15 protein-coding genes are annotated in these 16,952 nt (G+C 46.1%); 2 read left to right on the top strand and 13 right to left on the bottom strand.

Translation table 11 applies throughout. The features are described from left to right. Positions 1-287 precede the first annotated feature (287 nt). The 6 genes from Tfer_RS17070 to Tfer_RS03240 form a co-directional block, all read right to left on the bottom strand. Positions 288-422, bottom strand: coding sequence for a hypothetical protein (locus tag Tfer_RS17070; RefSeq protein WP_282432046.1), 135 nt, complete (start codon positions 420-422; stop codon positions 288-290). 324 nt (positions 423-746) lie between these two features. Beyond that, the gene (locus Tfer_RS03220) at positions 747-1,709 is read right to left on the bottom strand and encodes a metal-dependent hydrolase (protein WP_052216862.1); all 963 of its coding nucleotides are present in this window, start codon (positions 1,707-1,709) and stop codon (positions 747-749) included. A gap of 102 nt (positions 1,710-1,811) precedes the next feature. Further along, positions 1,812-2,615, bottom strand: coding sequence for a histidinol-phosphatase (locus tag Tfer_RS03225; RefSeq protein WP_052216863.1), 804 nt, complete (start codon positions 2,613-2,615; stop codon positions 1,812-1,814). Between the two features lie 2 nt (positions 2,616-2,617). Next, positions 2,618-4,057 carry a VWA domain-containing protein gene (locus Tfer_RS03230; RefSeq protein ID WP_052216864.1) on the bottom strand — a complete coding sequence of 480 codons (1,440 nt, stop codon included), beginning with the start codon at positions 4,055-4,057 and terminating at the stop codon, positions 2,618-2,620. After that, positions 4,047-5,186: an AAA family ATPase gene (locus tag Tfer_RS03235; RefSeq protein WP_052216865.1), complete on the bottom strand. Its 1,140-nt coding sequence runs from the start codon at positions 5,184-5,186 to the stop codon at positions 4,047-4,049. The genes Tfer_RS03230 and Tfer_RS03235 overlap by 11 nt, the downstream gene beginning before the upstream one ends. A 158-nt stretch (positions 5,187-5,344) precedes the next feature. Continuing rightward, positions 5,345-6,421, bottom strand: a complete 1,077-nt coding sequence (locus Tfer_RS03240) for a uroporphyrinogen decarboxylase/cobalamine-independent methonine synthase family protein (RefSeq protein WP_052216866.1) — start codon at positions 6,419-6,421, stop codon at positions 5,345-5,347. Between the two features lie 168 nt (positions 6,422-6,589). Here Tfer_RS03240 and Tfer_RS03245 point away from each other — a divergent pair, with 168 nt between their 5' ends. After that, positions 6,590-6,952 (top strand): diacylglycerol kinase family protein, encoded by a 363-nt coding sequence (locus Tfer_RS03245; RefSeq protein WP_052216867.1) that lies wholly within the window; start codon positions 6,590-6,592, stop codon positions 6,950-6,952. On the opposite strand, the gene nagA is transcribed toward Tfer_RS03245, so the two are convergent. The 4 genes from nagA to Tfer_RS03265 all read right to left on the bottom strand — a co-directional run bounded on the left by nagA (position 6,949) and on the right by Tfer_RS03265 (position 9,514). Beyond that, entirely contained in the window at positions 6,949-8,133 is a 1,185-nt protein-coding gene (nagA, locus tag Tfer_RS03250; protein ID WP_052216868.1) for an N-acetylglucosamine-6-phosphate deacetylase, read from the bottom strand. The two genes, Tfer_RS03245 and nagA, sit on opposite strands and share 4 nt — an antisense overlap. Before the next feature lies 1 nt (position 8,134). Further along, the gene (gene sfsA, locus Tfer_RS03255; RefSeq protein ID WP_052216869.1) at positions 8,135-8,845 is read right to left on the bottom strand and encodes a DNA/RNA nuclease SfsA; all 711 of its coding nucleotides are present in this window, start codon (positions 8,843-8,845) and stop codon (positions 8,135-8,137) included. Between the two features lies 1 nt (position 8,846). Beyond that, positions 8,847-9,173 carry a hypothetical protein gene (locus Tfer_RS03260; protein WP_152908953.1) on the bottom strand — a complete coding sequence of 109 codons (327 nt, stop codon included), beginning with the start codon at positions 9,171-9,173 and terminating at the stop codon, positions 8,847-8,849. Positions 9,174-9,268: 95 nt separating this feature from the next. Further along, the gene (locus tag Tfer_RS03265; protein WP_013121024.1) at positions 9,269-9,514 is read right to left on the bottom strand and encodes a hypothetical protein; all 246 of its coding nucleotides are present in this window, start codon (positions 9,512-9,514) and stop codon (positions 9,269-9,271) included. 475 nt (positions 9,515-9,989) lie between these two features. Between Tfer_RS03265 and Tfer_RS03270 the strand changes: the two genes are divergently transcribed. Continuing rightward, the gene (locus Tfer_RS03270) at positions 9,990-10,598 is read left to right on the top strand and encodes a YdcF family protein (RefSeq protein ID WP_013121025.1); all 609 of its coding nucleotides are present in this window, start codon (positions 9,990-9,992) and stop codon (positions 10,596-10,598) included. Positions 10,599-10,601: 3 nt separating this feature from the next. Here Tfer_RS03270 and Tfer_RS03275 read toward each other — a convergent pair whose 3' ends face one another. The 3 genes from Tfer_RS03275 to Tfer_RS03285 form a co-directional block, all read right to left on the bottom strand. Continuing rightward, complete coding sequence (locus Tfer_RS03275) at positions 10,602-13,022, bottom strand: sugar phosphate nucleotidyltransferase (RefSeq protein ID WP_160315517.1); 2,421 nt, start codon at positions 13,020-13,022, stop codon at positions 10,602-10,604. Between the two features lie 96 nt (positions 13,023-13,118). Beyond that, positions 13,119-15,953 (bottom strand): 1,4-alpha-glucan branching protein domain-containing protein, encoded by a 2,835-nt coding sequence (locus tag Tfer_RS03280; protein WP_052216872.1) that lies wholly within the window; start codon positions 15,951-15,953, stop codon positions 13,119-13,121. A gap of 13 nt (positions 15,954-15,966) precedes the next feature. Then, positions 15,967-16,479 carry a DUF4912 domain-containing protein gene (locus tag Tfer_RS03285; protein WP_052216873.1) on the bottom strand — a complete coding sequence of 171 codons (513 nt, stop codon included), beginning with the start codon at positions 16,477-16,479 and terminating at the stop codon, positions 15,967-15,969. Positions 16,480-16,952 lie beyond the last annotated feature (473 nt).

The raw sequence follows: 16,952 nt of genomic DNA on the forward strand, positions 1-16,952 counted from the left end.
TTTTATTGGCCGCTTTAAGATAAAAAGTATTGACACAACGAAAAATGGTTATTCTACTTGTAGGTAGAATATTTACTGACGTTCGCGAGGATGTCAGGCAGAATACTACCAAACCCCGCTTTTAATGCGGGGTTTTTCCTTTTCTCCAGTCTTTACGTCGGGAAGGCAGGTAGTTCCCGCATGTTTGAAGATGGCGAAGGGTGCTGTGCTACAAAAAAGAAACTGCCGCTGTGAAAGTAAAACAACCGTTGCTCCGAGGTTACGGGCAGAGACAGTGTAAACTCCGTTCAGTTGAAATCGCTGAACCCGGCCAAATCGCCATCCATGACTCGTGGCCGGGTTTCCGGCGTCCGTGCCGGAAACAGCGATTTCAAGCCCTCACTGTCGTTAACACTGTCTACCCGCCCTCCACCAAGTCGCAACTTATTGTTTTACCTCCACAGCGGCTATTTGTTTTCCTGGCAAGGTTTTGCAGCACAAAGCTCCGGAGTAGCCGGGACACCCCACCCACCCTAATCATTACGATTATTCTCTTTATGTCAGGAGGGCATATTATTCTGGAGCGGGGACTAAAATCGTTCTCCGGCCCGCAATCCACGAAGTGGGAGCGGTTGCCGGAGGAGATTTCGTCCGGGAGCGGAAGAATAATATGCCCTCTTTTTTCAATTTCGCCCAGAGCAGAGGAATCATTTAACCTCCGCTTAGTTCCATGATGAGGTTTGGTGCGCAGCAAGCAGGGGCTGTCTTTAGACAGCCCCCGATTTCTTCTTGCGCCTAACCGGCTTTTTTATTTGCAGTTTTTCTTCAATGATTTCCCCATTCCCGTCTAACTGTACGACCACCCCGTGAACACCGCCTAAATTGGCCAGGTGTACGTCGCTCCATTCAACAGTATAAGTCTGGTCGGCTTTTCTGGTCACATTATAAAAAGGAAATCTTGACCGTTTAAGAAATATATCTACATAATCAGAATCGCGGGATGATTTTACACAGCGGTGAAAGGCGCCGGAGCAAAACTCCTCCTTGCTCAGAATCTCTTTGCGCCGGGTATCAACGCAAAAATGAATGTACCTGTTCCTTTCTTTAACTATAACATCCCAGAGAAAAGGACTGACGGCCGAAGGAAGAACGAAGACAGCCGCTCCTTTATCCGGCCCCAATTCCTCCAATACAATCTTCCGCGCTTTTCTTTTTTGCCTGACCCGGTAAGCCAGATAGGATATAACAACGGCGAACGAAGCCAAATAAGAAAAGGCGGAATTTTCCGGGACCTGATAGCCAAGATAAACCCCGGCTACAAGGCCGGAAATTACGACCGGGTCAAAAAACCAGATCAAGTCCAGGCTGTATTTCTTTGATTTAAACGGGTAAAACAAAGGCAGCCCCCAGGGGGTAAGGATATCCATGGCCAGGTGGGATAACAATCCTGCTCCGACCATGGCTAAAACCGTAGCCCAATCATGCACAGGCGTAAAAAGACGGACACCAATGGAAATTAACAACCCCAAGACTACCGTACCCAACAAAGAATGGGTAATCTCCCGGTGGTACTTGTAAAACGCCTTCGGCCCCTTCAAAAAGGTGATAATATCAAAATCATGGGCTACACTACCAACAATTGTTGCCACGTAGCCAAGGAGCCTATACTTTTTGCCGAAACTCAGACCGGCAATCATAGAACCCAGCAGACCGTGCGAAACCAAATCCACTTTATGCACCCTTTTAATCCTATACCCAAGATAAGGACTGTAACTTTATAATGAAAGTATAGCATAGAGCCGCCTTTATTTCATCTGCCATTTTGTAACGAATTAAAGGGGAAGGAGTCGTCTTTTCCTTTGACTGAAAACGGCAATCTTATCATAGCCAATTTCTAACAATAACTGTTTCGCTTCAGGAAAACACGCTCCCACCTGCTCCGGAGTATGAGCGTCAGACCCCAACGTGACAGGCACCCGTCTTTTAAAGCACTCACGCAGGAAAACTGCCGATGGATATATCTCTCCAACAGGAGCCCTTAAGCCCGCGGTATTAATCTCAATGCATATGTCGGCGTCGGCAAAGCATTTGGCCAAGCGTTCATATATGTATGTAATATCCTTCCGCGGGCGAAAATTCAGTTTTTTGACCAGGTCCGGGTGAGCCAGTATGTCAAAATGGCCGGAAGCGGCAGCCTTTTCCAGCAAGTTAAAATATTCAGCGTAGACTTCATCAATGTCTCTTTTTTGATATTCATCAATAAACCGGGGATTATCAAAACCCCATCTGCCCAAGAAGTGGATGCTCCCTAATACATAATCAAAAGGAAAGGCATTGATGATTCTTTTAAGTTCCGCTTGGCAGTCCGGGTCAAAATCCGCCTCAATACCAAGCTTTATATTGTAAGGATAAAATTGCTTCTGCAATTTTTCTACCGCCTTAACGTATATAGGCAGCTCTTCCTCAGCCATGGCAATGGAAGGGTCCCTTTCAGCCGCCGGAAGAAAATACATGGGTATATGGTCCGCAACGCCTATTTCCACTATACCCTCCCTTTTGGCTTTTAAGACATATTCCTCCATCTCCCCTTCGGCATGACCGCACATTTTAGTGTGCATATGATAATCTATCAGCATTATTATACCTCCGCTTCCAGTAGTTCCCTGCTGAAAAAAATATACTGCGCAAAGCCCCGGACTTCTTTTCCTTCTTTTTCAGCGCCATCAACAATTATCGCCCATGTAAACAGCCGGCCGCTGTTTTGCAGGTGACTAAATTTTTCCAGGGTCTCAGTATTTACCGTACCTAACCCATCGCTGATAAAAAGCATATCCAATTGGTCTTTTGCGTGATTGGCCGCTATCTTCATTACCTCTTCCAGAGGCCGGTTAAAATCTGTAGTCCGGGTGCCAAAAAAGGTCAGTAATATATTTAATATATCACTTTCACCGTAAAATCCTTTAAGGCAACTAATCGTTTCGATGGTCTCGTGGTCGCCAAACAAGATCACTATGCAATCACGCCTGCTCAACCGGGCCTGTTCCAATACTTTAATGGCGATAGCCTTTGCTTTTTCCTCTTTTGGCCCCTGCATAGACCCCGAACAATCAACACAAATTACCAGTGGTCCACGCTGCAGCCGGTCACTGAAATCCAGCATCCACAACTGCTGTTCGATTAGCCTGGCATAAAACCTTCTTTTGCTGGACGGATGAAAAAAGTCCCGCCACTGCTCTGTTAATAAAAATTCTATCACCCCCCCGGTACAAACCCCCTGTAAACCCCCTTCACCCTCTGCTATACAGGGAATCGCACCCGACCATTTTAAAGTTTGCGCCCGGTTGGCAATGTTTTTTAACTTCTGATTACCCGAATACCTGGCCATATAAACCAGGTATCCCCGGAGGCCATTGGAAAGAAAGTGCTTACTTTTTTCCCCGTACACCAAATCACCTGCCACCGGCACCTGAAACCCTTGCTGAAATTCTTGTCCCAATCGGGAAGCAGAGCCGGAAAACCACAGTCGCATCAGCTCGGCCAGCAAAGAACGTTGTACCCGTAAAGCCTTCTCCAGTTCCCTTACTGTGCGCATGTATGCCCGGTAAAGCAAATGGCTGGAAGGCAATTCCCTGTTGGTACCATACCTTCCCTTTCCCAGGAAATCAGCTTGTGTTTTGAGCCGGTTGACAGTAAAACTTACGGATTTTACCTTTAGGGCCACATCAATTAATTCAGGCGGTAAAACCTTTACTATTAGAGCCAGAATTTGAAAAGCAGCAAAAAGAGACTTTTGCCTGCCGCCTCTAGTCACCTGGCGTAGCTGCTGGAACTCCCGACTTTGTAACAGCCTGTTTATAACGAGGATGTTTAACCTGGCAGCAGCGGGAACCAAGTGCATGGGTGAAACCTCTATGGTACCGGAGTAAAGCAGCCAGAATAATTCAGGAATCAGTTCGGGACCGAACGGTTTCGTCTGAAATTCCGCCAGAATTTCCTGCCAGCCAGGCCATTGGGACAATGTTTCCCAAAATATATCCCAGTGATAGGGAGTTAGGTTTAAGGCCTGTTCACGATTCATAGCGCTGAGTTCCTCCAGCGGCAGCCAGATTTTTCAAAACCGTTGTCATCAAGCTGTCAATGTTGTCAACCCTGCTGCCGATTTCCCTGGCCAACTCCAAATCGCTGCCATAAACATGCAACAAGCTTTGTAATTCCTGTTTCAGTTCCATCAATCTGGCGCCTTTTTCGGTTCCCTTGGCGAAATGCCAATTACCGCCCGTTAAATCGGCATAAATTTCCCAGGCTTCGGCAGTAATGCTCTCAAGGCGTTCAAGGACCGGTTTTTGCAAAACCGTCCATATCTCGGCGAATATTTCCCGGTCTCGCGGCGTGTTCCAGAAAATATCCCTTAATATATATAAATCTTCCAAACAGGCCCTTGTCCTGCCTTCCAGCAGAGCCTCAGCCTTAACTACTAAACAACTTTGCCGCACCCGGCGGTCCGAAACAGCCACCCCCTTTTGGCGGACCCCCATAACAATGGCTACCAGCCTTGATATAACTTCCAGGGGCAGTTCTATGTCCAAAACCCGGTTTTGTAGAAAAATAATGTCCTCAATGGACATGAGTGGAGTTTTATTTGCACCGGGTTCTAAGTTAATTAAATTTTTCAGCTCCTGGGCAGTACTCAGATACCCAAGCTCGTACCTCAACAAAAACCGGTCATAAAAAGCACTTAATTCACCCGTGGTTTCCACCGGCAATGAATTAGACGCCCCAACCAGCATCATCAACGGTACCTCCGTTAGCCTGGTACCGTTTAAAATTTTCTTTTCGTTAATAATATTCAAAGTGGCATTCAGGCATCCACTGTTGGAATTAAAAACTTCATCGAGAAACCCAATATGAACATCCGCCAACCGGCCATCCAACACCCGGACAAATTCATCCTTTTCTAACCCTTGCAAGGAAATAGGGCCTATTATTTCATCGGGCCGCGTAAACTTGGTCATCAGATAGGAGAAATATTTGACTCCCGCAATCTTTTGGACCATGCTGTTCACCAACAAGCTTTTGGCTGTTCCCGGAGGTCCAATGAGCAGGACATTGCTTTTCGTTAGAAGCCCTAAAAGCAAACCCCGTATTACATCGTCACGCTGCCGGAATTCCTGTTGCAGCGCTTGTACTATATCAGTTAACGGTCCCATGGCAAATCGCTCCTTGTCCATTATCATTAGTTAATATGAATCAAGGAGCAATAATTTATGATTTCAGCTCTCCAGACCAGTTTTTGGTACCGCTTTATTATAGCTTGGCAAGAGATAAGGCTTCCACCTTAAGCGTAATGCTTTGGGGAAGCCATAGTTTAGAACCCTTCGCGGAATTTTTCGGATACCCGAACGGTAATGTCGTAAACTTTGTTGGCCAGTTCTTCCGTCAAAATCCCCGTTCCGCAGCTAGGCGTAATCAGAGACTGCCTTAATAATATGTCTCTGTCTAAACCTTTTCCTTCCAATGCCTGCAGCCGTTCTCCCAGCAAAGAAGCAAGGGTTTCCGCCGATTCCTGGTACAGTTTCTCCGATGTGGGAACGATTCCCCAGGCGAGAATACCGCCACGGTCCATATACTGTTTCAGTTCACTGCTGTAACTGGCCAACGATACGAAGTATTCATAAGCATCAAAACTGATAATTTCCAGGTTGCTTTCCATTAAAATGGTCCAGTCCATACCGGCGCAACTATGTACCCCTACAGCCGCACCTGCCGAATGGATCTGTTCAAATATGGCATTAAGTTCATCTATTATTTCCTCCCGTTTTAGAGTTACATGGGTAGACATGCCGCAGGCATACAACCCCGGGTCGTCTACGAAAATTATTACCGGCAGCCCGAACTCAGCCAATTCCCTGGCCTGCAGCTTCCCCTGCATGGACAACACTTTTATTAGCACATCCCTGATTTGCGGGTCGTAATAGGCAGCCCGCCTGTTTTGGTCTGTCAAAGCAAACCCCACCGATAACAGGCCACTGATTTGCCCCTTCAGGCACCTGGCCGAGCCGGTACCTTTTTCCGTGAGATATTTGTGGAAATCATAATACCCCTTGGCTGAATCCGGCGGAAAAGCAAAATACTGCAGCGCCTTATCGTCTCCCTCGGCCGCTGCGAGGTATATGGCGTAAAACTCTCCCAGCCTGGCAGCCCAATCCTGGTCATCGGTATTAAAGTAATATTTTGCACCATGCACACTAATGAGCCCCACTTTGGTTAAAGGCCCGATAAACTGGTTTATAAAACCTTCCTGCTCCCCTGCCCTGGGCAACTGGGCCCAGTGCGGAATATCCGCAAACTTCTTCATTATAAATTCTGTAGCTTCTCTCGGATCGGTTAATGGTAAACTGCCGATACCGGTCGGCAGGCCTGAATAATCAAAACCTAAATTCATCTCCTGGCTCCTTTCATATCGTCTTTGGTATAAGTTTTCTTACATGCATTAATATTAATGTTAGCCTTTTTAGAAAGAAAAATCAAGTTACTCTTGATAAAAGGATTTTCCCTGTCTGCTGCGAATAATTTAACGATGGAATAAAAATATATATGGCGGTGATAAACGGTGAGGGAAATACTTAGGTTAATGCAGGCTCTGCAGTATGCCCTGGAAGGGTTGGTTTACCTGGTTAAGGAACAGAAAAACACCCGCCTTTTAATGGTTATAATGGCTTTAACCCTGATAATTTGCCCTTTGTTGGGTTTTTCGGGTTTCCAGACAGCAGTAGTCTTTCTAGCCGTCACCATAACAGCCGTTGCCGAAATAATTAATACTGCCATCGAAATCACCCTGGACCTTATCTGCAACGGCAAATTTCACCCCAGAGTAAAAATCGCCAAAGACACGGCCAGTTGCGCTGTCTTATTCTGTGTCTTCGCTTCTGTAGTTGTTTTCCTGATTATTCTTGCCCAAAACATATTCGCTTAAGCAGAGTAAACAATCTTCCCACCAACTATCGTCATCAGCGGGCGAAACTTTTTGTCAAATACAGTTATATCTGCATCGAAGCCAGGTAACAGGCTTCCTTTTTTGTTGGCCAATCCCAGCAGCCGGGCAGGATTCAGGGAAGCCATGCCCACCGCTTCCTCGACAGTTAAACGCACCTGCTCAACCAAATACTTTATTCCTTCAAGCATAGTAATGGCGCTGCCTGCCAAAGCCCCTGTCAGCAGCCTGGCTGTATTGTTTTCTACCACCACTTCCATGCTGCCCAACGGATAAGTTCCGTCCTTCATGCCTCCTGCGCTAATACAATCGGTAATGACCGTAATTAATTCCGGTCCCTTTAATTCATAAGCCAGGCGAAAAGCCAGCGGGTCCACATGGTGGATTTCCGGTATGATACTCAGGTGCAGGTTTTCCAATAACAGCCCTCCACCCACAGTCCCGGGTTTGCGGTGGTGAAATCCCGCCATAGCATTGTAAAAGTGGGTGATACCCCTAACCCCCCACTGCATTGACTGTTTTAACATCATGTGATCAGCTTCCGTATGACCTGCAAAAACAAGGACTCCACTGCTGGCGGCTTCCCGGACCACCCTTGCAGCTCCGGCCATTTCCGGAGCAAGAGTAATCAACCGTAAGCTACCGGCGGCCATCCGGTTTAAAGTTTGAAAATACTGCTCATCAGGCTCGGTAATAAACCTGTCGTCCAATGCCCCTTTCCAGGCCCGGTTTACAAAAGGTCCTTCCAGGTGTACGCCCAGGACACAGGCTCCATAGCCGTCCTGTTTTTTAATAAACCCGCCCAAACTTTTGACACATTCAGTCAGCTTCCCTCGCTCCAGGGGAACCAGGGTAGCCAATAAAGAAGTGGTTCCGCCGCTGGCGTGAAATTCCGCCACAGTGCGGAAGGATTCCTCTTTTCCGTCAGCAAAATCAGCTCCGCCCCCGCCATGTACATGCAAATCTATGAACCCGGGGCAGATGAACCCGTCAGCAAAGGCAATGACCTGACTCTTTGCAACGCCTGCCGGTGAGAACCCCGGTCCGCGGCCGGTAATTTTCCCTTCGGCAAAAGAAACAAACCCCTCTTGCACACCGTCCATAGGATCTACTATGTTACCGTATAATACAGTTGCCTGTTGAGCACTCGCTGTATTTGCCATGCTAACCTCCCAAAACGGGGATTTCCCTTCCCAAAACTATTTGTGTCTTTTGCACCACACACCTGAAGGCGTGCAACTCAACACCGCACTCGGCAGCCAATTGCAAGTTTTCGGCAAAAACGGGGTCTGTCTCGGCATTGGGGGCAAATGTTTCCGCATCAGGCCTTTGCACTACAAAAATTACCATACCTCTTAATCCCTGCCGTACCGCCTGAACTAATTCTTGCAGGTGTTTGGAGCCCCGTTCGGTAGGAGCATCGGGAAACATGGCCGTATTACCTTTAACCAGGGTAACAGACTTTGCTTCAATAAAGGTTTCTTCCCACCTGCCCCTGCCTGCATCAACAGAAACTTTAAAGTCAAAGCGGCTTTTCCCGAAGGTTACTTCTTTTTTTAGGTCCGTCAATTCTTGGCCCTGCCAAAAAGGCAGGTTGCCTTTTTTTAAAGCCTCCATAATGATTAAATTCGGGACCCTGGAATCAACCGATACCAAAGTCCCGTGAAAATCCACCAGCAGCAAATCATATTTAGTAGTCCTTTCCGCTTTAAGACTCTCCGCCAGGTATACCCGTCCCCCAGCCGTGAGCAGTTCCTGCATCCGGCCCGAATTAGGAACATATACCTTTTCCTTTTTTTCGTGCACCAGAACCAGGGCGCTGAACCTGCTGGTTCTCTGCAAAAAAATACCTTCAACTAAAGCCGGCAGACGCAAATTAATTACCTCCGTTGTCCCAATCGTCCAAGTTCCATATGGGAACCCGGTCTTTGGCTGTTTCTACTGCTTCCCTTCCCAGGCCGTGCAACGTGACCACATAAAAATATACAATACCCAAAACAAGGCTGGCCGCATGCATAACCACCAGAATCATGGGCACTGAATGATAGGAAACATTATCGCCGATGCGAATTAACCCTTGCAGCAAAGAAATGGTAGTATAATCGCCCATGGTCTCAGCAATTTTCAAAGCCGCGGAAACAGAAAGATATTCCATAAAAATGATCAGTAAAGGAATTAAGTGCCAGCCGAACTTTTTTGACATAATACCAGCCCTTTGCAACAAAATTAGACAAATCTACCTAATTTCATTATAATTCCTGTACACACCTGTGGCAACATGCAACCGATTAAAACCTATCAAAGTGGTATCCTTTGAACACCGAGTCTGATATCCTCCCCGCAATTGGGGCAGGAAACCAGGTGGATACAACGAGCCACATAACCATCATTGTTCACCATATGGAATAAATCATGCTCCTCGTAAGGACTGTACGGGCCAAGATAATTATCCAGACTGCCGCCGTCCTCCATAATTTCCGCACACCTGGGACAGCGTAGTGATAAGGTTGTTAATCCGTTGCAAACAGGACAGCCATACTCCATGAAACCAACTCCTCGATTATTTTAAATTTATCTTTCCTCCAAACCTGGAATTAGTTGCATAAATACGCGAACCACGGAGTACACAGCGCAGCCAAGCTGCAATCAAAATTTAAAAGACCAGAAACCCATGATAAAACTGAAAAAATGACGCAGAGATAAAAAAGAAAGGTACTCTCAGGCACTACTTAACGGTCTGAGAACACAGAGAAAAACATAAAACCAAGAAACAACATAAAAAAATCAACAAATCAAAATAAAAAGTAGTCGTTTTCGTTTCTATATAATAACGGCTTTTAATCAAGATGAGAGCCCATAAACTGATTGCTAAAATACCACATTCCTTTCGCTATACTGTGTGTTTTTTCTCTGTTTTCTCTGCGTCCTCTGCGGTGGCTATTTAAGCGTTTAGACAGAAAAAGGTATTTCAGTAAATTATGTAGAAAATAAATACCAGTAACTAACCGGCGGTGAAGTTATGGTGAATATTTTCAGAAACCTGGTCATCACTTTATTTACCGGCTTTTTAATCTTGCTTTATACCCCCCTTATCCAATATGCCGCTTCTCCACTTATCGTAAAGGACCCGCTCCAAAAAGCCGATGCCATAGTGGTGCTGAGTGGAGGCTGGAAAGCAAAAGGGGTACTCGGCACGAGTACCCTTGAACGTTATCAGTATGGCATTAAACTATTTCAGAAAAAATTTGCTCCAGTTATAATATTCTCCGGCGGTAATCTGCTTGGCAGGCCCGCGGAAGCCGATGCTATGGCAGATATGGCTTTATCGGCCGGCTTCCCTTACGAAGCTGTTATTTCTGAAAATGCCAGCGCATCAACCTATGAAAACGTTCTGTTTACAACAAAAATATTGCAGGAAAAGCGCCTCAAATCAATTATTTTGGTCACTTCACCATACCATACTTACCGGGCCAAAAAAATGTTTGAGGATAAGCAAGTCAAAGTAACCGCCGCCCCTGTTCCCAACGGCGAATTTGAGAAAGCCAATGGCCTGGAGCGGCTCAAACTCGCCAAAAACATCGTACTGGAATACGGTAAACTGCTGGTTTACGAAGTATTCAAAATATAGCGGTTAAATCGCCGACCGGTAGTTTTCGATTTTATGGGCATAAGTTGCGGCAATCTCTTCTGCGGTTTTATCATTGTTTGCCTCGCTTAGCACCCGGAACACCGGTTCCTCGTGGTCGGGCAGAATCAAGGCCCAGCCGTTTTTGTGATAAATTTTAATGCCATCTATCAACTCCACTTGCTCCCCTTTAATCTCTTCTATTAAACGGCGCATAACCGTGCCTTTGGCTCCCCACGGGCACTGCACCAACTGCTTATGCAGGTGCGGCTGCGGAATGGCCCGTAGTACTTCAGAAAGTTTTTTATTCTGCATGGCCAGAAACTCAATCAACTTGATACCCATATATACCCCGTCAAAATAAGGCTGAAAGAGACTGTCCTTGGTAACTTCCATCATGGCACGGGGGTTAGCCCTGGTACGAACTATTTCACCGTTATATTGTTCCGCAATGCGTTCAATAATCGAAGGCGCCGTTATGGGAACACCCAACATCCTGCTCTGCCCCGATTTAAAAACAATGTAGGTCCACAGGCACAGCAGATTCTCATCAGTGATAACCTGTCCGTCATCACTTATGAAGACAGCCAGATCGGCATTACTGTTCAGGTAAATGGCCAAATCCATACTATTTTGCAGGACCAGGGACGACAGACTTTCCGGAGAATAATCCTCGAAATGCACGGTTGTTAACCGGCAGCCCAGTTTTTCCAACACTTCCGGCAGGGAGCAGTTGGTGTTTTTACTGTCATAGGCCAGCAATACTTTGTACCGGCGTGCCCTGATCTGTTCTACCGCTACACTTTGCAACATTGTATCTATGTAACCGTCGCACAATCCGGTCATGTATCTTATTTCCCCTAACTGTCGGGGAATTGCCCGGCGGAAATCTTCCTGGTAAAAAGCATTTTCGATTTTCCGCTCAACATCCTTGCCGATATTGATGCCGTTTTCGTCCAGGATTTCTATAAGAATTTTATGGTTGGCAACGGGCGGGAGCATCCGGATATGCAATCCTCCTTTGGCCGCCAATTGCTTAACGGCAAACCTACTGACCGGCGTCCGGCAGATGCCGATATCATGCACTGTAATCCCTGCAGCCAGGAGACCGGCTTTAATGGCCTTCTTCATAACCTGTGAAGCCGAGTGATAATCTGACCCTACGACTACCCTGGTGTTCACCGGTATGGACGCCCCGTAAGCTAAAGCCAGTTTAACTGCCATATCCGGTGTAACCTCAACGTTAACAATACCGCTGATGCCGTTGTACGCAAACAGGTTACGTCTGTATACGTCACTCCAAATCAATGAAGTATTTACCACCGAGTTGTCTTCCACAATTTTTTCCGGCCATAATTTCACCTGGGGTTTAATCATGACCCTGTTACCCAGGAAACAATCGTCTCCAATCACTGCCCCTTCAAATACTGAGGTGTTGGACTGCACCCTGTTATGATGGCATACTACCGCGCCTCTGAGTTCCACATTTTGGTCAATATAATTGTAATCCCAAAGAATACTTCTTTTGATAGAAGCTTTATTCCTAATAGTATTATTGTTTCCGATTATGGTATACTCTCCCAGTTCCACATCCTGGTCTATATAACAGTTATCGCCTATATAAACTGGGCGCCCGGTAAATTTTACGCCAGGATGGATTTCCGTGTTTTCACCGATCCATAAACCATCTTCCACCATGCGCACTTTCAGCGGCACATTTACCAGACCGTCCAGCAAATCGAAATGAGTCTGCCGGTACTGTTCCAGACTTCCTATATCTGACCAGTAACCCGTGGCAATATACCCATAAAGTTCTCTGCCTTTTTCCATCAACAGCGGAAACAGGTCTTTACTGAAGTCAAAGAAAATATCTTTATCAAAGTAATTGAAAATTTCCGGCTCAATGACATAAATTCCTGTGTTTACCGTGTCACTGAATACTTCCCCCCAACTGGGTTTTTCCAGGAAGCGGATTATTTTCCCACTATCATCGCACATTACTACCCCGTATTCCAGAGGGTTTGCCACCTTAGCCAGGACCAGGGTGACGATGCCCTTTTTCTCTTTATGGTAAGCAACAGCTTTGGTCAAGTCATAATCAGTTATACCGTCGCCGCTGATAACCAAAAAGGTTTCGTCAAGAAATTCAGCGGCATTTCTCACGCTTCCTGCCGTTCCCAGCGGAATGGTCTCCTCAAAGTAATGCAATTGAACTCCGTATCGTAAACCATCGCCAAAATATTCTTTGATTTTATCCGGCAGGTATTGCAGTGTGACGGCTATCTCCGTAATCCCGTGCTTCCTTAGTAATTCGATGGCATACTCCATCACCGGCTTGTTCAGTACCGGCACCATCGGTTTTGGTTTGTTGCAGGTCAGCGGCCTCAGCCGCGAGCCCTGCCCCCCAGCCATAATAACAGCTTTCATGTCTCCCACCATCCCTTTCTTTTTTCTCCCTAAAGGCTAAGCAAAACAGAAGTAAAAGCTTTGGAAAAAACTCTTCAAGGGCTGTCAGCATGTTTTTTAAGAAATATAACCGGTGGCCCTGGCTAAACGGAGAATCTCATGGTAAACCTCCATAGTATCCCGGGCAATTATATCCCAATTATAAATTTTGGTAACCTTATCCCAGGCATTGTTGTCTAATCTTTTGGCCAGGGCTTCATCCTTCAACAGAGTTACTATATAGTGGGCCAGAGCCCGGAAATCACCGGGGTAAAATTTCAGTCCATCCACTTCATGTTCTATTACTTCACCTAGCCCGCCGGTTTCCGATACTATGACGGGCGTGTGCGCCGCCATTGCTTCCAGAGCAACAATGCCGAAAGGTTCGTAAAGGCTTGGAAAAACGGCCACATCAGCAGCGTGCAGGAGTTTATTCCGCGTATCGTCATCAGTGAAACCCGTAAAAAACACTTTACCGGCAACCCCCAGTTGGTCAGCCAGCCACTTGAGATGGTCACCGTACGGTCCTTTGCCGGAAATAATAAACTTGGCATTTGGATATTGATTTAACACAACAGGAACGGCTTCCAGCAATACCTGCACTCCTTTTTCCGGAACCAGTCGCCCCACGAAATAGACGATTTTTTCTTCCGGCAGAGCGTACTTGTTTCTAAAACCCGGCTCTATAATCGCTGGGGTTATATTGGCCACGTCTACGCCATTTGGAATTATCCTTATTTTATCCCCCGGCAACTGGAATATCTGCGCTATTTCGGCAGCCATGTACTTACTGCAGCATATTACCTTCCAGGCCTCGTAAGTCAACCCCCATTCCACATCGTTAATATACCTCTGCATATCATTGTGCAGGCCATGATTACGCCCATACTCAGTAGCATGCACCGTCGCCACCAGCGGGATATTAAATTCATGTTTCAAGGTCTTACCGGCATGGGCTACCAGCCAGTCATGGGCATGTATCAAGTCAAACTTGCCAACACTCTTTATAACCTGGGCCGCTTTTTCGGCCATGGCTTCGTTCATCTTAAAAACCCAGCGCAAAAAGTCTTCCTGTTCGCCGGGAATGTGGTCAAGCCTGTAAACGTGCACTCCTTCCACCACTTCGTAATCCTTGCAGCCCGGAACATGGCAAGTAATTACATGCACTTCCTGGCCGTGTCTGACCAAAGCCCTGGACAGATCGTAAACATGCCGCGCTAAACCGCCCACAGTTTTAGGCGGAAATTCCCAGGACAGCATAAAGATTCTGTCGTGTCGCAGGAATATATTTCTGGTGCGTAAAGGAAAGGGAATAATTTTTGAGCTGTGATGGGAATACATACGGTAGTCTATATTGCTGAAAATACTGTCTTGCGCTTCTAAGGCGCTGATTTCTTCTTCATTGAGGCGTTCTTCTTTGATGGCCCAGTAAAGACGGTTAAACTTCGCGATGTGGTCCCTGGTCCTTCTTACGGCGTAATCTACCGCTGTCTGCATTTTCATAATAAAGGCCCAGTCGCTGCTTTGAGCCAGCAGTAGTTCCCTCGCAGCCTGGTTTAAAGCCCGTTTATATAAGCCGCCCGCCTGCGGGAACATATTAGCGAGTTCCAGCATCCGCTCCTCGGCCTGGTGAAGATGCCTGTAAATCCAATCGTTGGCCGGGTCAAGCCAAACCTCGTTAAATCCCTTGTGTCCCCAACTGGACATGGGTAGCTTTGCCACCTGGTTGTTCGGGTATTTATTTAAGTATTCCCAGGGAGTAATTGTTTTGAAAGTGTCCTGGTCGTAACAAATTTTTCTCAGCAGAAAATCCAGCCACTGCGGACCTTCGTACCACCAATGGCCGAAAAGTTCCGCGTCATAGGGAGCAACTATGATAGGCTCACGGTCCATGTTCGCCGCCAGATGTTCAATTTGCTTTTCCCGGTTAAACATAAAATTTCCGGCGTGTTCAGCCGCTTTATCCCGGGCAATATCCGGCTGATAAGGCTCTTTGTAATTTGTTTTGCCGGTAATCCGGTAATATTTAATACCGGTATCTATGCGAATACGGTTTTGAAAAATATACGGGCCTATATAATCAATATCCAAGTCGTAGCCAACATCGCGGTAAAATTCCCGGTAATAAAAATCTCCCGGGTAACCCGTCTGCATATCCCAAACCTGTCGGGAGGTTTCCACATCGCGCCCGAAAGCCGCCACTCCGGCAGGAGTGTACAAAGGCGCATGTACCCCATAATATGGTCTGGGCGTGGCATAAAGCAGGCCATGGGTATCCACAAAGAAATACTTGATACCGAATTCCTTCAGAATCTCATCGACGCCGGGGTTAAAACCACATTCCGGCAGCCATATACCCCTTGGTCCTGTGCCAAATACAGAAACAAATAGGTCTACAGCTGTTTTAACCTGGGCCCGTACAGCCTGCTTGGTAAGCATAAGGGGCAGGTAACCATGGGTAGCACAGCTGGTAATGATTTCGACCTTGCCCGAATCCCTCAGTTGCTTAAACGCTTTAACCAAATCCATCCGATATTTGTCAACATAGGTTTTTCGGATGCCCTTAAATTTTTCCAGATACATTTGGGCAACCCTGTGATACTCAGGCTGCCCCTCTGTTCTTATTACTTCTTTCTCGGCCAGTTCAATCAGTTTATGCAAACGTTTTAAATACCGGTGCTGCAGCATAGGATCCGTCATCATACAAATTAACGGCGGTGAAAGAGATATGGTAATACGAAAATCAACATTATCCCTGATTAAGCCGTCAAAAACATCAATTAATGGTATGTATGATTCCGTAAGGGCTTCAAAAAACCAGTTTTCTTCCAGGTAGGTATCTTCTTCCAGATGCCTTACATAAGGTAAGTGGGCATGAAGAACCATTGCTAAATAACCTTTGGCCACGGGCATTTCCTCCTCCGGGTCATGGTACTGATTGCGCGTTAGATTCCAGGTTAACTTTTTTGAATAAATTATAGCTGCTCAATGTTTCTACCTTAACCAATTCTGACCTGTCAAGCAGGTCGGCCCAGACTAACCCGCTGCCGTCGGCCAGAGAATCTCTTGGCGTAGTCACAGTATTTGACCTTAATATAGTAATAAAGCGTCCATCGGGAGTAATAACTCCCAAATCCACACAATAAGAAGTATTCGCCTTCATATGATGCAGGTACCAGTTATCCGCCATTGCATGGATAGCTATATCAAAATAGCTGTGAGCATTTCTTCCGTTAAAGTTGATCCCTGTTACATCGTAGACCCGCATAATGAGCGGGACTTCTCCCCAGGAACAGTTATATTCCTCAGCCAGAACACTGCGCTGCTTTTCGGAAAATTCCCAGTAGGCAAATAAACAATAGGGGTCTCTTATTAGTAATACTAAGTGATTCTTGTTATAATTGTGCGGAAAATAACTGTCCGTGCTGTGTGAAAGCAAGTTCCTCTCCCCCTTCACCGTTAACCGCGTAAATATCCTTATGCCGCGGTACTCAAAGCATTTAGCTTACTTAGTAAAACTTTTCTCCTCTTAAGAAAATTTTCCTTCAGAAAAATGGTAAAAAATACTGTAATCACTAATAGTCATAATAGTGTGAAAATTACACGGGGCAGTCAACAACATCTCATGCGGTAGGCCCACGCTGATAATTTTATGCAGTAAGGGTGAAAAAAATCCGGTAAATCAAAAAACTGAAGAAAAAGACTGGCCGTAAATTTTTCTGACCTTGAATTATGTAAAAAAAAAGCATGCCTTGTGCGGCATACTTTCTGAAGGACTGTCCCTGCTTAAAAAACAAGGTTTTCAAGCTCAGGACCTGCAAGGCTGTTTTCATATATTTCACAAAACCCTGATAACGATGAAGATGTTTTCTTACACATTCCTTAGTCCATTTCAACCATAACTCCTTTATA

Source organism: Thermincola ferriacetica (genome assembly GCF_001263415.1).
GTDB lineage: Bacteria > Bacillota > Thermincolia > Thermincolales > Thermincolaceae > Thermincola > Thermincola ferriacetica.